A 21,600-nucleotide genomic window follows, 5' to 3' on the forward strand; every position below is an offset into this window, starting at 1 on the left:
GCCATCACCCAAATAACGGATATGTACCCCGCAAACCCAACCAACCCCAAAACCTGGCCCGACTCTTGCTCTACCTCCCAATACTGCATCCCCGATCCCCAATGCAGTGGAGACCTTTACCTATGCCAGTCGCCCCGAACACCCTCCTTCAGGCTGCCCCCGCAGCCAAGCCTCAAGCGCCCGCCGCGACACCTCCGGCAGCGGCTGCGGCCCCACAGGACAAGGGCCCTGGCTTCGCTCAGGTGTTCGCCAGCCAAGGCGCCAAGCCGACGGTAAAGACCGACGACACCCCGTCCAAACCTTCTCGTGACAAGACCTCCGACGCCAGCGCCAAGCCTGCTGACAACAGCAGCAAGCCTGCCGCCAGCACGCCAGCGGTTGCCGATAGCGGCAAACCCTTGCCTGCCACGCCGCCGGCCAAGTCCGATGACAGCGCCAGCAGCGACGACGACAAACCCACCGACCCGTCCCTGGTGCAGCAACCCCCGGTTGACCCCGTCGTCGACCCGGCGCTGATTGCCACCGTTACCCCTGTGCCTGTCCCTGTGCCGACGGTGACGCCGACGCCGACGCCTGCCGCTGCGCCTGAAGAGCCCCAGCCGGTGGTGGCCGCTCCTGTGGCGGCCACCGACGAAGCCAAGCAACCCGCTTTCGACCCTTCCGCCGACCCGCTGGATTCGATGCCCGCCGTGCGCCTGGCGATGGAGCAGGGCGGTCACGTCTCCGCCAGCAGCCAGACGCCGCAAAAAGCCGCGCCTGCGCCGACTCAAGACCAGCCGACCGCCGCGCAAAACTTCGCCGCAGGCCTGGCCAACATGGTCGACCAGCAGGCCGCCAAGGACAGCACCGACACCGGTGGTGACAAGACCTTCAGCAGTCTCATCGACGGTGGCCTCAAGGACTTGAAGGACGCCAGCAGCGATACCCGTGTCGATGACTTCGCCAACCGTCTGGCGGCGCTGACCCAGGCCGCCACGCCGAAAACCGCGAACGCCTTGCCGCCCGTGGCCAACGCGCCGTTGGCCATGCACCAGAGCGGCTGGACCGAAGAAGTGGTCAACCGCGTGATGTACCTGTCCAGCGCCAACCTCAAGTCGGCCGAGATCCAGTTGCAGCCGGCCGAGCTGGGTCGCCTGGACATCAAGGTCAACATGGCGGCCGACCAGCAGGCCCAGGTCACCTTCATGAGTGGCCATGCGGTGGTGCGTGAAGCGCTGGAAAGCCAGTCCGGCCGCCTGCGTGAGATGTTCGCGCAGCAGGGTATGGGGCAGGTGGACGTCAACGTTTCCGACCAGTCCCGTGGCTGGCAGGGCCAGGGCCAAGAGCAGCAACAACAGCAAAACCAGGCCCGTGGCGTGAGTGGCAGTGGGGGCCGTGGTGATGGCGGTGATATGGCCGATCACGCCGAAGTCGCAGCGGCTGTCGCGCCGGTCACCTCCACCGTGATTGGCTCCAGCGCCGTCGATTACTACGCCTAATGTGAGCCCTGCAAAGATCTAAATGTGGGAGCGGGCTTGCTCGCGAAAGCACAGTGTCAGTCAACGGATTCGTCGATTGGCCCACCGCATTCGCGAGCAAGCCCGCTCCCACATTTGATTTGCGGCGTTCCTTCGTCCCCGATCACCAGACAACTCTGGCATAACACTTGCTCTTGCCTTTCCGTAGATCTATGAATCCCCGAATAGTGACGGATTATTGGCATGGCGAAGAGCGACGACGCAGCAAAACCCCCAGCAGCCAAAGGCAAGCTCAAGCTTATCTTGTTGATTGTGCTGGGCCTGGTCCTGGCCATCGGCGCGTCGGTGGGCGGCACCTGGTACATCATGCACAGCAGTGCCAGCAAACCGGCCCCTGCCGCCGAAACCGCCACCAACGTCAAGCAACCGGCAATCTTCGAGCCGATGCTTCCGGCCTTTGTCGCCAACTTCAATCAGAACGGTCGTCAACGCTACCTGCAGGTGAGCATCACCTTGCTGGCACGTAACCAGGCGGACCTGGATGCGCTCAAAGTGCACATGCCGGTGATCCGCAACAACCTGGTGATGCTGTTTTCCGGGCAGAGCTTCGACAGCCTGGCCACTCCGGTAGGTCAGGAAATGCTGCGCCAGAAGGTCACTGCCAGCGTGCAGGAAGTGGCCCAGAAAGAGCTCGGCAAAGTCGTGGTCGAGCAGGCGCTCTTCACTAACTTCGTATTGCAGTAGGATCACGACATGGCCGTGCAAGACCTGCTGTCCCAGGATGAAATCGACGCGCTGTTGCATGGCGTCGACGATGGTCTGGTACAGACCGAAATGGCTGCCGAGCCCGGCAGCGTCAAAAGTTATGACCTGACCAGCCAGGATCGCATCGTCCGTGGACGCATGCCGACCCTGGAAATGATCAACGAGCGTTTCGCCCGCTACACCCGTATCAGCATGTTCAACATGCTGCGCCGTTCGGCGGACGTGGCGGTGGGCGGCGTGCAGGTGATGAAGTTCGGTGAATACGTGCACTCGTTGTACGTGCCCACCAGCCTCAACCTGGTCAAGATCAAGCCGCTGCGCGGCACCGCGCTGTTCATTCTCGACGCCAAGCTAGTGTTCAAGCTGGTGGACAACTTCTTCGGCGGCGACGGCCGTCACGCCAAGATCGAAGGGCGTGAGTTCACCCCGACCGAACTGCGTGTGGTGCGCATGGTGCTGGAGCAGGCCTTCATCGACTTGAAGGAAGCCTGGCAGGCGATCATGGAAGTCAATTTCGAGTACATCAACTCGGAAGTGAACCCGGCCATGGCCAACATCGTCGGCCCCAGCGAAGCCATTGTGGTGTCCACTTTCCACATCGAACTCGATGGCGGTGGCGGTGACCTGCACGTGACCATGCCGTACTCGATGATCGAGCCGGTGCGCGAAATGCTCGACGCCGGTTTCCAGTCCGACCTCGACGACCAGGACGAACGTTGGGTCAAGGCCCTGCGCGAAGACCTGCTGGACGTCGACGTGCCGCTGAGCGCCACTGTGGCACGTCGCCAGTTGCGCTTGCGCGACATCCTGCACATGCAGCCGGGTGACGTGATCCCGGTGGAACTGCCGGAAGAACTGATCATGCGCGCCAACGGTGTGCCGTCGTTCAAGGTCAAGCTTGGTTCCCACAAGGGCAACCTGGCGTTGCAAGTGGTCGAGCCGATCAACCGTCGCTGATCCGCCCTAATTTATTGATGAATTTTCGCTGCGCCGAGGACATGTAATGGCTACCGAACACGAAAACACTTCCGCCGAAGACCAGGCCCTGGCTGACGAATGGGCTGCGGCCCTGGAAGAAACCGGCGATGTCGGCCAAGACGACATCGACGCGCTGCTGGCCGCCGACGCTGCCACTGCACCGGCCGGCAACCGTCTGGCGATGGAAGAATTCGGCAGCGTGCCGAAGAACAACGACCCGGTGAGCCTCGATGGCCCGAACCTGGACGTGATCCTCGACATTCCGGTGTCGATCTCCATGGAAGTGGGCAGCACCGAAATCAACATCCGCAACCTGCTGCAACTGAACCAGGGTTCGGTGATCGAGCTCGATCGCCTGGCCGGTGAGCCGCTGGACGTGCTGGTCAACGGCACCCTGATCGCCCACGGCGAGGTGGTGGTGGTCAACGAGAAGTTCGGCATCCGCCTGACGGACGTGATCAGCCCAAGCGAACGCATCAAGAAGTTGCGCTGATATGAAGTATTCGATGGCGGGACTGTTTCTGGCGCTGCCATTGAGCGCCCTGGCGGCCGAGCCGGTGGCGCAGGCCACGACGGCGGCGGCGCCCGTGGTGAGCAGCGGCATCGGTGGGCAATTGACCCAGTTGGTGCTGGGCTTGCTGTTGGTGGTCGGCCTGATCTTCGTGTTGGCCTGGTTGATGCGCCGTGTGCAGCGTATCGGGCCGGGCAATGGCCAAGTCATCGAGATGATCGGCTCGCGCGCCCTCGGCCCGCGGGACCGGTTGGTGCTGGTGCAAGTGGGCGATGAGCAGATCCTGCTTGGCATCACGCCCGGGCGCATCACCCCGTTGCACGTGCTCAAGACGCCGGTGGAAGTGGCCCAGACCCAGGCCGCCACACCCGAATTCGCCCAGCGCCTGATGGAGTTGCTGGGCAAGGATCAGAAGGATAAGAAGTAATGCGCGTTTTATTGACGCTCATGCTGTTGCTGGTCGCGCCGATGGCGATGGCAGCCGACCCGTTGTCGATTCCGGCGATCACCCTGGGCACCAACGCGGCCGGGGCCCAGGAATATTCGGTCAGCCTGCAGATCCTGCTGATCATGACGGCGCTGAGCTTTATCCCGGCGTTCGTCATGCTGATGACCAGCTTCACGCGGATCATCATCGTGTTCTCGATCCTGCGCCAGGCCCTGGGCCTGCAGCAGACGCCGTCGAACCAGATCCTCACCGGCATGGCCTTGTTCCTGACACTGTTCATCATGGCGCCGGTGTTCGACAAGGTGAACCAGCAAGCCCTGCAACCTTACCTGGCGGAAAAACTCACCGCCCAGGACGCCATCGACAAGGCCCAGGGCCCGATCAAGGACTTCATGCTGTCGCAGACCCGTTCCAGCGACCTTGAACTGTTCATGCGCCTGTCCAAGCGGACCGACATCGCCAGCCCGGACCAGGCGCCGCTGACGATCCTGGTGCCGGCGTTTGTCACCTCCGAACTGAAGACCGCGTTCCAGATTGGCTTCATGATCTTCATCCCGTTCCTGATCATCGACCTGGTGGTGGCGAGCGTGCTGATGGCGATGGGTATGATGATGCTGTCGCCGCTGATCATTTCGTTGCCGTTCAAGATCATGCTGTTTGTGCTGGTGGACGGCTGGGCGCTGATCATCGGCACCCTGGCCAGCAGTTTCGGCGGGGTATAGCGCGATGACGCCAGAAGTTGCGGTCGACCTGTTCCGTGAAGCGCTGTGGCTGACCACCATGATGGTTGCCGTGCTGGTGGTGCCCAGCCTGTTGGTGGGCCTGCTGGTGGCGATGTTCCAGGCCGCGACCCAGATCAACGAACAGACCTTGAGTTTTCTGCCGCGTCTGTTGGTGATGCTGATCACCTTGATCGTTGCCGGCCCGTGGCTGGTGCAAACCTTTATGGAATACATCCTGCAGCTGTACGGCAGTATTCCGCAGTTGATCGGCTGAGCTCATGCAGTCTGTGCTGGCACTGACCGACACCCAGATCAGCACCTGGGTGGCGTCCTTCATCTTGCCGATGTTCCGTGTCACGGCCGTGCTGATGACCATGCCGGTGTTCGGCACCACCCTCGTGCCGCGCCGCATCCGCCTGTATTTCGCGTTCGCCATCACCGTGGTGATCGTGCCCGGGCTGCCGCCGATGCCGCCGGTGAATGCCCTGGACCTCAGTGCCCTATTGCTGATTGCCGAACAGATCCTGATCGGCGCGCTGCTGGGCTTTTCCCTCACGTTGTTTTTCCAGGCGTTCGTGATCGCCGGGCAGATCATCTCGATCCAGATGGGCATGGGCTTCGCGTCCATGGTCGACCCCACCAACGGTGTGTCGGTGGCGGTGATCGGGCAGTTCTTGACCATGCTGGTGACCTTGATCTTCCTGGCCATGAACGGCCACCTGGTGGTGTTCGAGGTGATGACCGAGAGCTTCACCACCTTGCCGGTGGGGTCCGGGCTGGTGGTGAGCCACTTCTGGGAGCTGGTCGGCCGACTCAGTTGGGTATTGGGGGCGTCATTGCTGCTGGTACTGCCGGCAATCACCGCGCTGCTGGTGGTCAACATCGCGTTTGGCGTGATGACCCGTGCGGCGCCGCAGTTGAACATCTTCTCTATCGGTTTCCCGTTGACCCTGGTGTTGGGCATGGGGATTTTCTGGATCGGCATGGCCGACATTCTCAATCAGTATCAACCGCTGGCGACCGACGCCTTGCAGTTCTTACGTGATCTGGCGCGGGCACGTTGAGCCATGGCCGAGAGCGAGAGTGGCCAGGACAAGACAGAAGACCCCACGGAGAAACGTAAAAAGGACTCCCGGGAAAAGGGCGAGATTGCCCGCTCCAAAGAACTCAATACCCTGGCGGTGATGCTCGCCGGCGCCGGTGGCCTGCTGATCTACGGCGGTGGCCTGGCGCTGGACCTGATGGAGTTGATGAAGCTCAACTTCTCCCTGCCCCGCGAAGTGCTGCTGAGCCCCGGCGCCATGGGGCTGTACCTGCTGCACTCGGGGAAAATCGCGATTCTGGCGGTGCAACCGGTGCTGATTACGCTGCTGCTGGCGGCGCTGATCGGCCCGGTCTCCCTCGGCGGCTGGTTGTTTGCGCCCGGCAGCATGGCGCCCAAGTTCAGCCGCATGAACCCCGGGCCCGGGCTCAAGCGCATGTTCTCCAGCAAGGCGCTGGTGGAACTGCTCAAGGCCTTGGCCAAATTCATTCTGATCCTGTTTGTGGCGCTGACGGTGTTGTCGTCCGACATTGATGATTTGCTGCGCATCGCCCATGAACCGCTGGAGTCGGCGATCATTCACAGCGTGCAATTGGTGGGCTGGAGCTCGCTGTGGATGGCCTGCGGCCTGATCATCATTGCGGCGGTAGATGCGCCGATCCAGCTGTGGGAAAGCCACAAGAAGCTGCTGATGACCAAGCAGGAAGTGCGCGACGAACACAAGGATCAGGAAGGCCGCCCCGAGGTCAAGCAGCGTATTCGCCAGCTGCAGCGCGAAATGTCCCAGCGCAAGATGATGGCCGCAGTGCCCGACGCCGACGTGGTCATCACCAACCCGACCCACTACGCCGTGGCGCTCAAGTACGACCCGGAGAAGGGCGGCGCGCCGATGCTGCTGGCCAAGGGCAGTGACTTCACCGCGCTGAAGATCCGTGAAATTGCAGTGGCCAACGACATCCTGTTGCTGGAATCGCCCGAGCTGGCGCGGTCGATCTTCTATTCCACCGACCTGGATCAGGAAATCCCGGCCGGGCTGTACCTGGCCGTGGCGCAGGTATTGGCCTACGTCTATCAGATCCGCCAGTACCGCGCGGGCAAGGGCAAGCGCCCGGACCCGCTCAAAGACCTGCCTATCCCCCCAGAACTGCGCCGCGACTCCTGACAACCCGCTCACGACAAATTTACCGTTCGTCGGCGATTGCGGTTGACCTGTCAAAGTTGACAGGGGTTGTTGGCATGGCTTCGCGGTTTGATAGTGCTGCACGTTATCAAGCGGCAGTCGGGAGCACTGTGATGGCGACGGGTAGCGTCCCAAAGGGCTGCAAGCCGCGAATGTTTGTAGACGCTGAGTGACAAACGGTCTGGACTCGTACCTACCAAGCAAAAGTTGGAAGGCTTCTTGCAATACTGCCTGCAAGTCGCTTTTCGGCGTCAAAAGTTTGCTTCAAGGAAACGAGGAATACCGGTGGTGGATCGCTCTCAAATGCTCGGCACGGCCCGTAGCACCCTGACTGACCTTTCGCGAGGCAATCTGGGTGTGCCGTTGTTGTTGCTGGTGATGCTGGCAATGATGATGTTGCCGATGCCGCCGTTCCTCCTGGACGTGTTCTTCACCTTCAACATTGCGTTGTCGGTGGTGGTGCTGCTCGTCTGCGTCTACGCCTTGCGCCCTCTGGACTTTGCGGTCTTCCCCACCATCCTGCTGGTAGCGACCCTGCTGCGCCTGGCGTTGAACGTGGCGTCCACCCGGGTGGTCATGCTGCACGGCCAGGACGGCCACGCCGCCGCCGGTAAGGTGATCCAGGCCTTCGGTGAGGTGGTGATCGGCGGCAACTACGTGGTCGGTATCGTGGTGTTCGCGATCCTCATGATCATCAACTTCGTGGTGGTCACCAAGGGCGCCGGGCGGATCTCCGAGGTGAGCGCGCGGTTTACCCTCGACGCCATGCCCGGCAAGCAGATGGCCATCGACGCCGACCTCAACGCCGGCCTGATCGATCAGAACCAAGCCAAGGCCCGCCGCCTGGAAGTGGCCCAAGAGGCCGAGTTCTACGGTTCGATGGACGGTGCCAGCAAATTCGTGCGCGGGGACGCCATTGCCGGCCTGTTGATTCTGTTCATCAACCTGATCGGCGGTATGGCGGTCGGCATCTTCCAGCACGGCATGACCTTCGGCGATGCGGGCAAGGTGTACGCCTTGCTGACCATCGGTGACGGTTTAGTGGCGCAATTGCCATCACTGTTGTTATCCACAGCAGCGGCGATCATGGTGACCCGTGCTTCGGGCTCCGAAGACATGGGCAAGCAGATCAGCCGCCAGATGTTCGCCTCCCCCAAGGCGTTGGCCGTGGCGGCCGGCATCATGGCGATCATGGGCATCGTGCCGGGCATGCCCCACGTGTCGTTTCTCAGCATGGCGGCCATGGCCGCTGGTGGTGCTTACCTGTTCTGGCGCAAGCAAAACCAGGTCAAGGTGCTGGCCCAGCAGGAAATCGCCCGTCAGCAGGATTTGCTGCCTTCCCCGGCCCGCGCCCAGGAAACCAAGGAGTTGGGCTGGGATGACGTGACCCCGATCGACATGATCGGCCTGGAAGTGGGCTACCGCCTGATTCCGCTGGTGGACCGCAACCAGGGCGGCCAACTGCTCGCGCGGATCAAGGGCGTGCGCAAGAAGCTGTCGCAGGACCTGGGCTTTTTGATGCCCACCGTGCACATCCGCGACAACCTCGACCTGGCCCCGAGCGCCTACCGCTTGACCCTGATGGGGGTGATCCTCGCCGAAGCGGAGATCTACCCGGACCGCGAGTTGGCGATCAACCCCGGCCAAGTGTTCGGTTCGCTCAACGGCATCACCGCCAAAGATCCGGCTTTTGGCCTTGACGCGGTGTGGATCGAAGTCAGCCAGCGCAGCCAGGCCCAGTCTCTTGGTTATACCGTGGTAGACGCCAGCACGGTGGTCGCGACCCACCTCAACCAGATCCTCTACAAGCACTCCCACGAACTGATCGGCCACGAAGAAGTCCAGCAATTGATGGGGTTGCTGGGCAAAGCCTCGCCAAAACTCGCCGAAGAGCTGGTGCCGGGTGTGCTGTCGCTGTCGCAATTGCTCAAGGTGCTGCAGGCGCTGCTGGCCGAACAGGTGCCGGTGCGCGATATCCGCAGCATTGCCGAGGCCATCGCCAACAATGCCGCCAAGAGTCAAGATACTGCCGCCCTGGTGGCCGCAGTGCGCGTCGGATTGTCGCGTGCAATCGTGCAAAGCATTGTAGGGATTGACTCCGAGCTGCCTGTGATCACCTTGGAACCAAGGTTGGAACAAATATTGCTCAATAGTATTCAGAAGGCAGGACAAGGCCAGGAAGAGGGCGTTCTGCTGGAGCCAAGCATGGCTGAGAAGCTGCAGCGTTCGTTGATCGAAGCCGCGCAGCGCCAGGAAATGGCAGGCCAGCCGATCATTCTGCTGGTGGCCGGCCCCGTCCGCGCGATGTTGTCGCGATTTGGGCGCCTGGCAGTACCGAATTTGCACGTTTTGGCTTATCAGGAAATTCCTGACAACAAGCAAGTGACTATCGTCGCGACAGTAGGGCCCAACGGCTGAGGGTAGTGGGTTATGCAAGTGAAGCGTTTTTTCGCCGCCGATATGCGTCAGGCCATGAAACTGGTTCGTGATGAGCTGGGCGCCGACGCCGCGATTATCGGAAACCGCCGCATCGCCGGTGGTGTCGAGCTGACGGCTGCCCTGGATTACACCCCCCAGGCGCTGGCGCCGCGCGTGCCGAACATGGAACTCGAAGACGAGTTGCGCAAGACCGCCTCGCGCATTGTCTCGGCCCAGGCCGAACTGAGCATGCGTGGCGACAGCGATGCCACCACCAATCGCCAGCTGTTCGCCGGCCTGCCGCTGACCGCTGCCGAGCCGCTGGTCGAGCCGACTTTCAAAGAGCCACCGCGTCCTGCCGCGCCAGCCCCGGCGCCGGCAGTCGACCCGCGTGTGTTTGACTCGATGCGTTTTGAACTCAATGGCCTGCGTGAGCTGCTGGAAGTCCAGCTGGGCTCCCTGGCCTGGACCCAACTGCAAGGCAGCAAGCCGCAACAGGCCAACCTGTGGCGCCGCCTGCAACGTATCGGCTTGTCCGGCCCGTTGTCCCGCGACCTGCTGGCCCTGACCGCCGAAGTCGAAGAACCTCGCCAGGCCTGGCGCATGTTGCTGGCCCACCTGGCGCGCATGATCGTCACCCCGGAAATCGAGCCCCTGGAAGAGGGCGGTGTGATCGCCATGGTCGGCCCTGCCGGCATGGGCAAGACCACCACCCTGGCCAAACTGGCCGCGCGTTACGTGCTCAAGTACGGCGCGCAGAACATCGCGCTGGTGAGCATGGACAGCTACCGTATTGGTGCCCAGGAGCAGCTCAAGACCCTGGGGCGTATCCTCAATGTGTCGGTGACCCACGTCGACCCGGGCCAGTCCCTGGCCAACGCCCTCGACCCACTGCTGCGCAAGCGCGTGGTATTGATCGATACCGCTGGCCTGCAAGCCAGCGACCCGGCGTTGCGCATGCAGCTGGAAAGCCTGGCCGGGCGTGGCATCAAGTCGAAGAATTACCTGGTGCTTGCAACCACTAGCCAGAAACAGGTTCTTACCGCTGCGTATCATAGCTATAAGCGCTGCGGCCTGGCCGGTTGCATCCTGACTAAACTCGATGAAACGGCGAGTCTGGGCGAGGTGTTGAGCCTGGCCATCAGCCACGAATTGCCGGTTGCCTACCTGACCGACGGGCCGCGGATCCCGGATGATCTGCATCTGCCGCGCCGTCATCAGTTGGTCAGTCGTGCAGTCAGCGTGCAAATGCAAGAAGAGCCTAGCGAGGAAGCGATGGCCGATATGTTCGCTGACCTTTACCACAACCCGGCAAAACGGGTCGGTTGAGGGCAGCATGAACACCGTGAAATGTATCTACATCGATGGTCTGCAAGCGATTCACGCGGCCAAGCCATGTAGCCTGCGTCTAAGCAAGACAAGGTAAAGAAATAAAATGGGCAGCATGCATCCCGTACAGGTGATCGCGGTGACCGGCGGCAAAGGTGGCGTCGGGAAAACTAACGTGTCAGTGAATTTGTCCCTGGCCCTGGCAGAGCTTGGCCGTCGCGTCATGCTGCTGGATGCTGACCTGGGGTTGGCGAACGTCGACGTTCTGCTGGGGCTGACACCCAAACACACCCTCGCCGATGTGATCGAAGGCCGTTGTGAGCTGCGCGATGTGCTGCTCCAGGGCCCCGGTGGCATTCGGATCGTACCGGCCGCCTCGGGCACCCAGAGCATGGTGCACCTGAGCCCGGCGCAGCATGCCGGCCTGATCCAGGCCTTCAGCGATATCGGCGACAACCTCGACGTGCTGGTGATCGACACCGCCGCCGGGATCGGCGAGTCCGTGGTCAGCTTCGTGCGCGCAGCGCAAGAAGTGCTGCTGGTGGTCTGCGACGAACCCACCTCGATCACCGACGCCTACGCCCTGATCAAACTGCTTAACCGTGACTACGGCATGAACCGCTTCCGCGTGCTGGCCAACATGGCCCAAAGCCCGCAGGAAGGGCGAAACCTGTTCGCCAAGTTGACCAAGGTCACGGATCGCTTCCTCGATGTCGCCTTACAATACGTCGGCGCAGTTCCTTATGACGAGTGTGTGCGCAAGGCCGTGCAAAAGCAGCGTGCGGTCTATGAAGCGTTCCCTCGTTCGAAGTGCGCACTGGCGTTCAAGGCCATTGCCCAGAAGGTCGATACCTGGCCGTTGCCCGCCAACCCACGGGGGCATCTGGAGTTTTTCGTCGAGCGATTGGTGCATCAGACGAGCGCAGGACCCGTGCTATGACAGCGACTGGCTACAACGCGTACAAGAAGTCTGCCCGTGACAGCCAGGGCGAGTTGATCGAGCGCTACGCGCCGTTGGTCAAGCGTATCGCCTATCACCTGCTGGCACGCCTGCCGGCCAGCGTCCAGGTCGAAGACCTGATCCAGGCCGGCATGATCGGCCTGCTCGAAGTGTCGACCAAATACGACGCGAGCAAGGGTGCAAGTTTCGAGACGTATGCGGGTATCCGTATTCGTGGCGCAATGCTCGATGAAGTGCGCAAAGGCGATTGGGCTCCGCGTTCGGTGCACCGCAATACGCGCATGGTCAGTGATGCAATTCGCGCAATTGAAGCAAAAACCGGTCGTGACGCTAAAGATCATGAAGTTGCGGCCGAACTCCAATTGAGTCTCGATGATTACTACGGGATTTTGAACGATACCTTGGGCAGCCGCCTGTTCAGTTTCGACGACCTGTTGCAGGACGGCGAACACGAAGGGCTGCACGAGGACGGCGCGAGTGCACATCTGGAGCCGTCGCGTGACCTGGAAGATGAACGCTTCCAGGGTGCGTTGGCGGACGCGATCGCCAATTTGCCGGAGCGTGAGCGACTGGTGTTGGCGCTGTACTACGACGAAGAGCTGAACCTCAAGGAAATCGGTGAGGTCCTGGGGGTCAGCGAATCGCGTGTCAGCCAGCTGCACAGCCAGTGCGCAGCCCGCTTGCGGGGGCGGTTGGGAGAGTGGCGCGCGCGCTGACAGGCAGTGTGGGGACACTGCAGACGCTACCGTGAAAGCCAACGCTTTCGCGGGTTCGTACCGTGGTGCCCTGGGCAGTCCTTTTTGTGTAACGCCTGTTGATTGAAATGGCGCGTCCAGGTGCTGGGCGCGTTTAAGACTGCTTGGAGGTCGAATTGGACAAGAACATGAAAATCCTCATCGTTGATGACTTCTCAACGATGCGGCGGATCATAAAAAACCTGTTGCGTGACCTTGGGTTCACAAACACGGTCGAGGCGGATGACGGCATTACAGCGATTCCGATCCTCAACAGCGGGAGCATCGACTTTCTGGTAACCGACTGGAACATGCCGGGCATGACCGGTATCGATTTGCTGCGCCACGTGCGTGCTGATGAAAAACTGCGCAGCCTGCCTGTGCTGATGGTGACCGCCGAAGCCAAGCGTGAGCAGATCATCGAAGCCGCCCAAGCCGGGGTGAACGGTTACGTGGTCAAGCCATTCACTGCGCTGGCCTTGAAAGAGAAGATCGAGAAAATCTTCGAACGCATCGGTCATTGATGCTGCCACGGGGGAGCTATGGAGCATAAAGAAACGTCACAGGGAGACTTCGAGTCGACCCTGAAAAAGCATGCTCACCAGTTGGTCGACAGCCTTGAAAAAGGCCAGTTCGGCGACGCGGTGCAGTTAATCCATGAGCTCAACCAGACCCGTGACCGCGGCCTGTACCAGGAAGTGGGCAAGCTCACGCGCGAGCTGCACAGTGCGATCGTCAATTTCCAGATTGACCCGCACATGCCCCAGGCCGAAGAGATTTCGCAAATCACCGATGCCACCGAACGCCTGTCCTACGTGGTCAGGCTGACCGAGGCGGCGGCCAACCGCACCATGGACCTGGTGGAGAACGCCACGCCCCTGGTCAATGGCATGGCCAATGAAGCCCAGGCCCTCAGCGTTGACTGGGGCCGCTTCATGCGTCGGGAAGTGGGCGCGGAGGAGTTTCGTGAATTGGCGCGTCGGGTCGACGGCTTTCTGTCGCGCAGCGAGCAGGAAAACCGCACGGTTTCCAGCAACCTCAACGACATTCTGCTGGCCCAGGATTACCAGGACCTCACCGGCCAGGTGATCAAGCGTGTGACCCAATTGGTCACCGAAGTGGAAAGCAACTTGCTCAAATTGGTGCTTATGGCAGGCCAGGTTGACCGCTTTGCCGGTATCGAACATGACCGCGCAGCGATCCTCTCGGAAAAAGATCCACAAAAACATCTCGCCAAGGGTGAAGGTCCGCAGATTCATGCCGATAAACGTGAAGACGTTGTATCGGGTCAAGATGATGTCGATGACCTGTTATCCAGTTTAGGCTTCTAAGGAGCACCCACATGAGCTTCGGCGCCGATGAAGAAATCCTTCAGGATTTCCTTGTAGAGGCCGGCGAAATTTTAGAGCAGTTGTCCGAGCAACTGGTCGAGCTGGAAAGCCGACCGGATGATGCGAACCTGCTCAATGCAATTTTTCGCGGTTTTCACACTGTAAAAGGGGGCGCCGGCTTCCTCCAGCTCCATGAGCTGGTGGAGTGCTGCCACATCGCCGAGAACGTGTTCGACATCCTGCGCAAGGGTGAGCGTCACGTTGACTCGGAATTGATGGACGTGATTCTCGAAGCACTGGATGCGGTCAACGGCATGTTCAGCGAAGTGCGCGACCGTGCACCGATCACTGCCGCCACCCCGGAACTGCTGGCCGCCCTGGCGCGCCTGGCAGAGCCTGCCGACACCTCGGCCGCACCCGTTGCGGCTGCGGCGCCCGAGCCTGTGGTGGAAGCCGAGCCGGATGTGACGGACAGCGAGTTCGAACAGCTGCTCAACTCCCTCAGTGCCGTCAAGGCCGAGGCTGAGGCCCCGGCTGCTCCGGCGGCTGAAGTCGCGGCACCGACCAGCGAAGACATCACCGACGCCGAGTTCGAGTCACTGCTCGACCAGTTGCACGGCAAAGGCCAGTTCGCCGCCGACGCCGTGGCGCCTGCCGCCGCGCCTGAAGCGCCGGCTGCGTCTGCCAACACCGACATTACCGATGACGAATTCGAAGCGTTGCTCGACCAACTGCACGGCAAGGGCACCTTTGTGGCCGACGCCTTGCCGGAAGTCGCCGCAACCGCCGCCGCGCCGGCCGCCAGTGCCGCGCCGGCCGACGACGGGCTGATTTCCGATCACGAATTCGAGTCTCTGCTCGACGAGTTGCACGGCAAAGGCAAGTTCTCCGAAGTGGCCCCGGCCGCTGCGGTGGCGACGGCTGCACCGGTGGCCGCCAAAGCCGCCGCGCCCGCCGCCAAGCCAGCCCCGGCCCCTGCAGCCGCTGCTGCACCAGCGCCTGCACGGGCGGCCGCCGCACCGGTGGCCGACAAGCCTGTCAGTGAAGCCGAAACCACCGTGCGGGTTGATACCGCGCGCCTGGACGACATCATGAACATGGTCGGCGAACTGGTGCTGGTGCGTAACCGCCTGGTGCGTCTGGGCCTGAGCAGTGGCGATGAAGCCATGCAAAAGGCTGTGTCGAACCTTGATGTGGTCACCGCCGACCTGCAGACCGCCGTGATGAAGACGCGCATGCAGCCGATCAAGAAAGTCTTCGGCCGCTTCCCGCGTCTGGTTCGCGACCTGGCGCGCCAGCTCAAGAAAGAAATCAACCTGGAACTGGTGGGTGAAGAAACCGACCTCGACAAAAACCTGGTCGAGGCCCTGGCCGACCCGCTGGTCCACTTGGTGCGCAACGCTGTCGACCATGGCGTGGAAACCCCGGAAGAGCGCGAAGCCGCAGGCAAGTCGCGCAACGGCAAGGTGGTCCTGGCCGCCGAGCAGGAAGGCGACCACATCCTGCTGTCGATTACCGACGACGGCAAGGGCATGGACCCGACCATTTTGCGCAATATCGCGGTCAAGCGTGGCGTGATGGACAAGGACGCCGCCGACCGCCTGACCGACACCGAGTGCTACAACCTGATCTTCGCCCCGGGCTTCTCGACCAAGACCGAGATCTCCGACGTGTCCGGCCGTGGCGTGGGCATGGACGTGGTGAAGACCAAGATCAGCCAGCTCAATGGCTCGATCAATATTTACTCGACCAAGGGCCAGGGCTCGAAGATCGTGATCAAGGTGCCGTTGACCTTGGCGATCATGCCGACCCTGATGGTGATGCTGGGCAACCAGGCGTTCGCCTTCCCGCTGGTCAACGTCAACGAGATCTTCCACCTCGACCTGTCGCGCACCAACGTGGTGGACGGCCAGGAAGTGGTAATCGTGCGCGACAAGGCGTTGCCACTGTTCTACCTCAAGCGCTGGCTGGTGGCATCGGCCAAGCATGAAGAGCAGCGCGAAGGCCATGTGGTGATTCTCTCCGTGGGCACCCAGCGTATCGGCTTTGTGGTCGATCAACTGGTGGGCCAGGAAGAAGTGGTCATCAAGCCTTTGGGCAAAATGCTGCAGGGAACCCCGGGCATGTCGGGTGCGACCATCACCGGTGACGGCCGGATCGCGCTGATTCTCGATGTTCCGAGCATGCTCAAGCGTTACGCCGCTCGGCGTATTTGATTCTGGTGGGGCAGGGCGGTATTGCCCGCCCCGCCTAACGGAGTGTTTATGGCAGTCAAGGTCCTGGTGGTGGACGATTCGGGTTTCTTCCGCCGCCGCGTCTCGGAAATTCTTTCCGCCGATCCAACGATCCAGGTGGTCGGCACGGCCACCAACGGCAAAGAGGCGATTGATCAAGCCATTGCGTTGAAGCCGGACGTGATCACCATGGACTACGAGATGCCGATGATGGATGGCATCACCGCAGTCCGGCACATCATGCAACGCTGCCCGACCCCGGTGTTGATGTTCTCCTCGCTGACCCACGAAGGCGCCCGGGTCACCCTGGATGCGCTGGACGCCGGCGCGGTGGACTTCCTGCCGAAGAACTTCGAAGACATCTCGCGCAACCCCGAGAAGGTCAAGCAGATGCTGTGCGAGAAGGTGCACAGCATTTCCCGCAGTAACCGTCGCAGCCTGTTCAGCACCCCGGCGCCAACGCCGACACCGGCTCCCGCAGCGGCCCCGACCAGTTCGTTCGGGCGTCCTGCGCCGGCACCGGTCGCGCGCCCTGTGGCGCCTGCGCCGGTGCGGGCTGCTGCGCCGGCTGCCGCTCATTCGCCTGCGCCCAAGCGCAAAGCCTACAAACTGGTGGCCATCGGCACGTCCACGGGCGGCCCGGTTGCCCTGCAACGTGTGCTGACCCAACTGCCGGCCAACTTCCCGGCACCGATCGTGCTGGTGCAACACATGCCGGCTGCGTTCACCAAGGCCTTCGCCGAGCGCCTGGACAAGCTGTGCCGCATCAGCGTCAAGGAAGCCGAGGATGGCGACATCCTGCGTCCTGGCCTGGCGCTGCTGGCCCCGGGCGGCAAGCAGATGATGGTGGACGGCCGTGGCGCGATCAAAATCCTGCCGGGTGATGAGCGCCTCAACTACAAGCCGTGTGTGGATATCACCTTCGGTTCGGCAGCCAAGTCCTACGGCGACAAAGTTCTGGCGGTGGTGCTCACCGGCATGGGCGCCGACGGCCGCGAAGGCGCGCGCCTGCTCAAGCAGGGCGGCAGCGCCATCTGGGCCCAGGACGAAGCCAGCTGTGTGATCTATGGCATGCCCATGGCCATCGTCAAGGCTGACCTGGCCGATGCGGTCTACAGCCTGGACGACATCGGCAAGCATCTGGTGGAGGCCTGCCTCTGATGGATGTCTTGAGCCTGATCGGCATCATCATGGCGTTCGTCGCGATCATCGGCGGCAACTACCTCGAAGGCGGCCACCTCGGCGCCTTGGCCAACGGCCCGGCCGCGCTGATCGTGATCGGCGGCACCGTGGGTGCGGCACTGTTGCAATCGCCCCTGAGCTCGTTCAAGCGCGCCATGCAGATCCTGGTGTGGATCATCTTCCCACCCCGCGTTGACCTGCCAGGCGGCATCGACCGCGTGGTCAACTGGAGCCTCACCGCGCGCAAGGAAGGCCTGCTGGGCCTCGAAGGCGTGGCCGATGCGGAGCCCGACAGCTACGCGCGCAAAGGCCTGCAGTTGCTGGTGGACGGCGCCGAACCGGAAGCGATCCGCAGCATCCTGGAAGTGGATTTCTACACCCAGGAAAGCCGCGACATCAACGCCGCCAAAGTCTTTGAAAGCATGGGCGGCTATGCGCCGACCATCGGCATCATCGGTGCGGTGATGGGCCTGATCCACGTGATGGGCAACCTGGCCGACCCTTCGCAGCTGGGCAGTGGCATTGCCGTGGCGTTTGTCGCCACCATCTACGGTGTGGCCAGTGCCAACCTGGTGTTGTTGCCGGTGGCGAGCAAGCTCAAGTCGATTGCCATGCGCCAGTCGCGTTATCGCGAGATGTTGCTCGAAGGTATTTTGTCGATTGCCGAAGGTGAGAACCCGCGCTCCATCGAATTGAAGCTCCAGGGCTTCATGGATTGATGGGGGGTATCGACTATGAGCCGTCGCCGTCGCGAACCTGAAGAACACGTCAACCACGAGCGGTGGCTGGTGTCCTATGCGGACTTCATCACCTTGCTGTTCGCGTTTTTCGTGGTGATGTATTCCATTTCGTCGATTAACGAAGGCAAGTACAAAGTCATTTCCCAGGCGCTGATCGGCGTGTTCAACGATGCCGACCGCGCCCTCAAGCCGATCCCCATTGGTGAGGAGCGGCCCAAGACCGTGACCCCGGCCAAGCCGCTGGTCAACGACAGCGACGAAACCGCAGCCGGCGTCGGCGGCACCAGCGACCCGCTGAAAAGCATCGCCGATGACATCAGCGCCGCCTTTGGCGACCTGATCAGCTCCAACCAGATGACCGTGCGCGGCAATGAGTTGTGGGTGGAGATCGAACTCAATTCCAGCCTGTTGTTCGCCAGTGCCGACGCGATGCCCAGCGACCAGGCGTTCACCATCATCGACAAGGTGGCGGCGATCCTCAAACCGTTCGAAAACCCGATCCATGTGGAAGGCTTTACCGACAATTTCCCCATCAACACCGCGCAGTACCCGACCAACTGGGAGCTGTCTTCGGCGCGTGCGGCAAGCATCGTGCGCATGCTCGCGATGCAGGGGGTGAACCCGGGGCGCCTGGCGTCGGTGGGCTATGGTGAGTTCCAGCCGGTGGCCAATAACGCCACGGCCGAGGGCCGTGCGAAGAACCGCCGCGTGGTGCTGGTGGTGTCGCGCAACCTGGATGTGCGCCGCAGTCTGACGGGCACGGGAACGGCAAATGCGACACCGGATGCGGCGTTGAAGCGGGCTGGCACACAAACTGCACCGGCCCCTGCAAAGCCGCCGGTTCGTTCGGGCAACGTCAATTCTCCGTCACCGGCTCAATAACCCTATGCAATGTCTCGGTCGCGCCTGTGCCCACCGGGAGGAACCAACCGAATGAGAGTCTGGGCAGTTGCCAATCAAAAAGGTGGGGTCGGCAAGACCACCACCTCCATCGCCTTAGCCGGCTTGCTGGCCGAGGCGGGCAAGCGTGTGGTTGTGGTCGACCTGGACCCCCACGGCTCCATGACCAGCTATTTCGGCTACGACCCGGATGCGCTGGAACACAGCAACTACGACCTGTTCCTGCACAAGGGCAGCGTACCGGCCGACTTGCCGGGGCAACTGCTGCTGCCCACCAGCAATGAAAGCATTTCCCTGCTGCCGTCCAGCACCGCCCTGGCCACCCTTGAGCGCCAGTCGCCGGGGCAGAGCGGCCTGGGCCTGGTGATCGCCAAGACCCTGGCGCAATTGTGGCAGGACTTCGACTACGCAATCATCGACAGCCCTCCGTTGCTGGGCGTGTTGATGGTCAACGCCTTGGCGGCCAGCCAGCAGTTGGTGATCCCGGTGCAGACCGAGCACCTGGCCGTCAAAGGCCTGGAACGCATGGTCAGCACCCTGGCGATGATCAACCGCTCGCGCAAGCAGGCGCTGCCGTTCAGCATCGTGCCGACCTTGTTCGACCGCCGCACCCAGGCGTCCCTCGGTACGCTGCGCGTGTTGCGCGATGCCTACCCGGACACCATCTGGAACGGCTACATCCCGGTGGACACGCGCCTGCGTGACGCCAGCCGCGCAGGCCTCGCGCCGTCGCAGTTCGACCCGAAAAGCCGTGGCGTGCTGGCCTACCGAGCGTTGCTCAAGCACCTGCTGTCCCAGCAGCTTGTGGCGCAGGTGGCGTGATGAACCGTCCCGTCGAACTCAAGACCCGGCCGCAACTGGCGCTGGAATCCTATCTGGATGCCTTGCTGCAGGACGCGACCGCGGAAGAATTGCCCGAACCGATCCTGGTGCTGGAGCCGGCCGTCGAACCAGACAGCACGTTGGATGAATTCCAGCTGGCCGTGCTGGAAGAACAAGCGCGTGACGCTCAGGTGGTTGTCGCCCCGGTCGTGGTGCCGATCGTCCCCGTGGTGGTGGCGCCGGTAGCGCCCGTGGTGGTCGAGCCCGTGGTCGAGGTGCACCTGCCACCGAGCATCACGCCGCCACCGGTGACGGGCGACGACCGACCGTCCTGGGCGGCCGAGCCGTTCGAGTGCCTGCTGTTCGATGTCGCGGGCCTGACTCTGGCCGTGCCGCTGGTGTGCCTGGGTTCGATCTATTCGCTGGAAGGCCAGGAACTGACACCGCTGTTCGGGCAACCGGAGTGGTTCCTCGGCATCCTGCCGAGCCAGGCGGGCAACTTGAAAGTCCTCGATACCGCGCGTTGGGTCATGCCCGACCGCTACCGCGATGACTTCCGCCAGGGCTTGCAGTACGTGATCTCGGTGCAGGGCTACGAGTGGGGGCTGGCGGTGCATCAAGTCAGCCGCTCGTTGCGCCTGGACCCGAACGAAATCAAATGGCGCAGCCACCGGGGCCAACGGCCCTGGCTGGCGGGCACCGTGATCGAACACATGTGCGCGTTGCTCGACGTCGCCGAGCTGGCCGAGCTGATCGCCAGCGGCGCCGTCAAGTCGATGCCACTGAACAAACACAGTTGATTGAACAATAAGGGTCGCATGCGAATGCGGCCAATGAAGCACACACGCCGTGTCATGCGGCATTTGAAGGGGTCAGGGGTATGAATAAATCAGCGTCCGCACAAGGTTTGGATGATCCGATCCTGCAATGGGTGACCTTCAAACTGGACAACGAGTCCTACGGCATCAACGTGATGCGCGTGCAGGAAGTGCTGCGCTACACCGAGATCGCGCCGGTACCGGGTGCCCCAAGCTACGTGCTGGGTATCATCAACCTGCGCGGCAACGTAGTGACGGTGATCGACACCCGCCAGCGCTTTGGCCTGGTGCCGACTGAAGTCAACGACAACACCCGTATCGTCATCATCGAAGCCGACAAGCAAGTGGTCGGGATCATGGTCGACAGCGTGGCCGAAGTGGTCTACCTGCGCCAATCGGAAGTGGAAACCGCGCCGAACGTGGGTAACGAAGAATCCGCCAAGTTTATCCAGGGCGTGTGCAACAAGAACGGCGAGCTGCTGATTCTGGTTGAGCTGGACAAGATGATGAGCGAAGAAGAATGGTCGGAACTGGAGAGCATCTGATTGTTCTTTGAGGCGGCGGTGATCGTCCTGGCCCTGTTGTGGGCCGGGACGCTGGCATTTGTGCTGCGTTATGTGCGTCAGCAGCGGGAATTGGCTTTGCAGCAGGCCGAGCGTGATGCCGTGCGAGACCGACGCCTGGTGGAGTTGGCCAAGCGGGTTGATCACTTCCAGCAGAGTGCGGTGAAGGTCGGGGACGAGGTGCACGAGTTGCGCGCGATCCTGGGGCCGTTGCCGGACAAGTTGGCGCAGTTGGAACAGCGTGATCCTTCCAGCCTTTCGTTTGCGCAGGCGGCGAAATTGGTCGGGATGGGGGCGACGGTGGATGAGTTGACGCAGTCTTGTGGGTTGACTCAGGCTGAGGCGCAACTGATGAGTAAGCTTCACAAGAGTTGACGGTGTACATATCCGTTATTTAGGTAGCGGCGTCTTATGGTTCCGCTCTTACAGCGGCTCACTTTTGAAGAGCGCAAAAGTAAGCAAAAC

Annotated in this window: 23 protein-coding genes; all 23 read left to right on the forward strand. The window is 61.9% G+C overall.

Annotation, left to right across the window (positions count from 1 at the left end; translation table 11 throughout):
* Nucleotides 1–122 precede the first annotated feature (122 nt).
* The 23 genes from HX803_RS29820 (at nt 123) to HX803_RS29930 (ending at nt 21,510) form a co-directional block, all read left to right on the forward strand.
* Nucleotides 123–1,478 carry a flagellar hook-length control protein FliK gene (locus tag HX803_RS29820; protein ID WP_178925706.1) on the forward strand — a complete coding sequence of 452 codons (1,356 nt, stop codon included), beginning with the start codon at nt 123–125 and terminating at the stop codon, nt 1,476–1,478.
* A gap of 222 nt (nt 1,479–1,700) precedes the next feature.
* Nucleotides 1,701–2,201, forward strand: coding sequence for a flagellar basal body-associated protein FliL (gene fliL / locus HX803_RS29825; protein WP_178925707.1), 501 nt, complete (start codon nt 1,701–1,703; stop codon nt 2,199–2,201).
* Nucleotides 2,202–2,210: 9 nt separating this feature from the next.
* Complete coding sequence (gene fliM / locus HX803_RS29830; protein ID WP_105523143.1) at nt 2,211–3,179, forward strand: flagellar motor switch protein FliM; 969 nt, start codon at nt 2,211–2,213, stop codon at nt 3,177–3,179.
* Between the two features lie 46 nt (nt 3,180–3,225).
* Nucleotides 3,226–3,693, forward strand: a complete 468-nt coding sequence (fliN, locus tag HX803_RS29835) for a flagellar motor switch protein FliN (RefSeq protein WP_003192941.1) — start codon at nt 3,226–3,228, stop codon at nt 3,691–3,693.
* A 1-nt stretch (nt 3,694) separates the two neighbouring features.
* Nucleotides 3,695–4,138: a flagellar biosynthetic protein FliO gene (gene fliO / locus HX803_RS29840; protein ID WP_178925708.1), complete on the forward strand. Its 444-nt coding sequence runs from the start codon at nt 3,695–3,697 to the stop codon at nt 4,136–4,138.
* Nucleotides 4,138–4,881, forward strand: a complete 744-nt coding sequence (fliP, locus tag HX803_RS29845; RefSeq protein ID WP_178925709.1) for a flagellar type III secretion system pore protein FliP — start codon at nt 4,138–4,140, stop codon at nt 4,879–4,881. The genes fliO and fliP overlap by 1 nt, the downstream gene beginning before the upstream one ends.
* A gap of 4 nt (nt 4,882–4,885) precedes the next feature.
* Nucleotides 4,886–5,155 carry a flagellar biosynthesis protein FliQ gene (gene fliQ / locus HX803_RS29850; protein ID WP_003214552.1) on the forward strand — a complete coding sequence of 90 codons (270 nt, stop codon included), beginning with the start codon at nt 4,886–4,888 and terminating at the stop codon, nt 5,153–5,155.
* Between the two features lie 4 nt (nt 5,156–5,159).
* Nucleotides 5,160–5,945 carry a flagellar biosynthetic protein FliR gene (gene fliR, locus HX803_RS29855; RefSeq protein WP_176999080.1) on the forward strand — a complete coding sequence of 262 codons (786 nt, stop codon included), beginning with the start codon at nt 5,160–5,162 and terminating at the stop codon, nt 5,943–5,945.
* A gap of 3 nt (nt 5,946–5,948) precedes the next feature.
* Nucleotides 5,949–7,085, forward strand: coding sequence for a flagellar biosynthesis protein FlhB (gene flhB / locus HX803_RS29860; RefSeq protein WP_176999079.1), 1,137 nt, complete (start codon nt 5,949–5,951; stop codon nt 7,083–7,085).
* Between the two features lie 321 nt (nt 7,086–7,406).
* On the forward strand, nt 7,407–9,521 hold the full coding sequence (gene flhA, locus HX803_RS29865) for a flagellar biosynthesis protein FlhA (RefSeq protein WP_218172831.1): 2,115 nt from the start codon (nt 7,407–7,409) through the stop codon (nt 9,519–9,521).
* 12 nt (nt 9,522–9,533) lie between these two features.
* Nucleotides 9,534–10,850, forward strand: coding sequence for a flagellar biosynthesis protein FlhF (gene flhF / locus HX803_RS29870; RefSeq protein ID WP_178925710.1), 1,317 nt, complete (start codon nt 9,534–9,536; stop codon nt 10,848–10,850).
* Between the two features lie 106 nt (nt 10,851–10,956).
* Entirely contained in the window at nt 10,957–11,790 is an 834-nt protein-coding gene (gene fleN, locus HX803_RS29875) for a flagellar synthesis regulator FleN (RefSeq protein ID WP_003192912.1), read from the forward strand.
* The gene (fliA, locus tag HX803_RS29880; protein WP_135292003.1) at nt 11,787–12,527 is read left to right on the forward strand and encodes an RNA polymerase sigma factor FliA; all 741 of its coding nucleotides are present in this window, start codon (nt 11,787–11,789) and stop codon (nt 12,525–12,527) included. Before fleN ends, fliA begins: the two co-directional genes overlap by 4 nt.
* 167 nt (nt 12,528–12,694) lie before the next feature.
* Nucleotides 12,695–13,069: a chemotaxis response regulator CheY gene (locus HX803_RS29885; protein WP_005790040.1), complete on the forward strand. Its 375-nt coding sequence runs from the start codon at nt 12,695–12,697 to the stop codon at nt 13,067–13,069.
* 18 nt (nt 13,070–13,087) lie between these two features.
* A complete protein-coding gene (locus HX803_RS29890) occupies nt 13,088–13,876 on the forward strand; it encodes a protein phosphatase CheZ (protein WP_176999075.1) in 789 nt (262 codons plus the stop codon).
* 11 nt (nt 13,877–13,887) lie between these two features.
* Nucleotides 13,888–16,092: a chemotaxis protein CheA gene (locus HX803_RS29895; RefSeq protein ID WP_178925711.1), complete on the forward strand. Its 2,205-nt coding sequence runs from the start codon at nt 13,888–13,890 to the stop codon at nt 16,090–16,092.
* 48 nt (nt 16,093–16,140) lie between these two features.
* Nucleotides 16,141–17,271 carry a chemotaxis response regulator protein-glutamate methylesterase gene (locus HX803_RS29900; protein ID WP_178925712.1) on the forward strand — a complete coding sequence of 377 codons (1,131 nt, stop codon included), beginning with the start codon at nt 16,141–16,143 and terminating at the stop codon, nt 17,269–17,271.
* Nucleotides 17,271–18,011 (forward strand): flagellar motor protein, encoded by a 741-nt coding sequence (locus HX803_RS29905; protein WP_010208778.1) that lies wholly within the window; start codon nt 17,271–17,273, stop codon nt 18,009–18,011. The genes HX803_RS29900 and HX803_RS29905 overlap by 1 nt, the downstream gene beginning before the upstream one ends.
* Nucleotides 18,012–18,026: 15 nt before the next feature.
* The gene (gene motD, locus HX803_RS29910) at nt 18,027–18,914 is read left to right on the forward strand and encodes a flagellar motor protein MotD (protein WP_178925713.1); all 888 of its coding nucleotides are present in this window, start codon (nt 18,027–18,029) and stop codon (nt 18,912–18,914) included.
* Between the two features lie 51 nt (nt 18,915–18,965).
* Nucleotides 18,966–19,754 (forward strand): ParA family protein, encoded by a 789-nt coding sequence (locus tag HX803_RS29915; RefSeq protein WP_016976611.1) that lies wholly within the window; start codon nt 18,966–18,968, stop codon nt 19,752–19,754.
* Nucleotides 19,754–20,554 carry a CheW domain-containing protein gene (locus HX803_RS29920; protein ID WP_178925714.1) on the forward strand — a complete coding sequence of 267 codons (801 nt, stop codon included), beginning with the start codon at nt 19,754–19,756 and terminating at the stop codon, nt 20,552–20,554. The genes HX803_RS29915 and HX803_RS29920 overlap by 1 nt, the downstream gene beginning before the upstream one ends.
* A gap of 80 nt (nt 20,555–20,634) precedes the next feature.
* Complete coding sequence (locus tag HX803_RS29925) at nt 20,635–21,117, forward strand: chemotaxis protein CheW (protein ID WP_010564003.1); 483 nt, start codon at nt 20,635–20,637, stop codon at nt 21,115–21,117.
* Nucleotides 21,118–21,510 (forward strand): DUF2802 domain-containing protein, encoded by a 393-nt coding sequence (locus HX803_RS29930; protein ID WP_178925715.1) that lies wholly within the window; start codon nt 21,118–21,120, stop codon nt 21,508–21,510.
* Nucleotides 21,511–21,600: the final 90 nt, after the last annotated feature.

This window comes from Pseudomonas sp. P7548 (assembly GCF_013386585.1).
In the GTDB taxonomy this organism is placed as follows: Bacteria; Pseudomonadota; Gammaproteobacteria; order Pseudomonadales; family Pseudomonadaceae; genus Aquipseudomonas.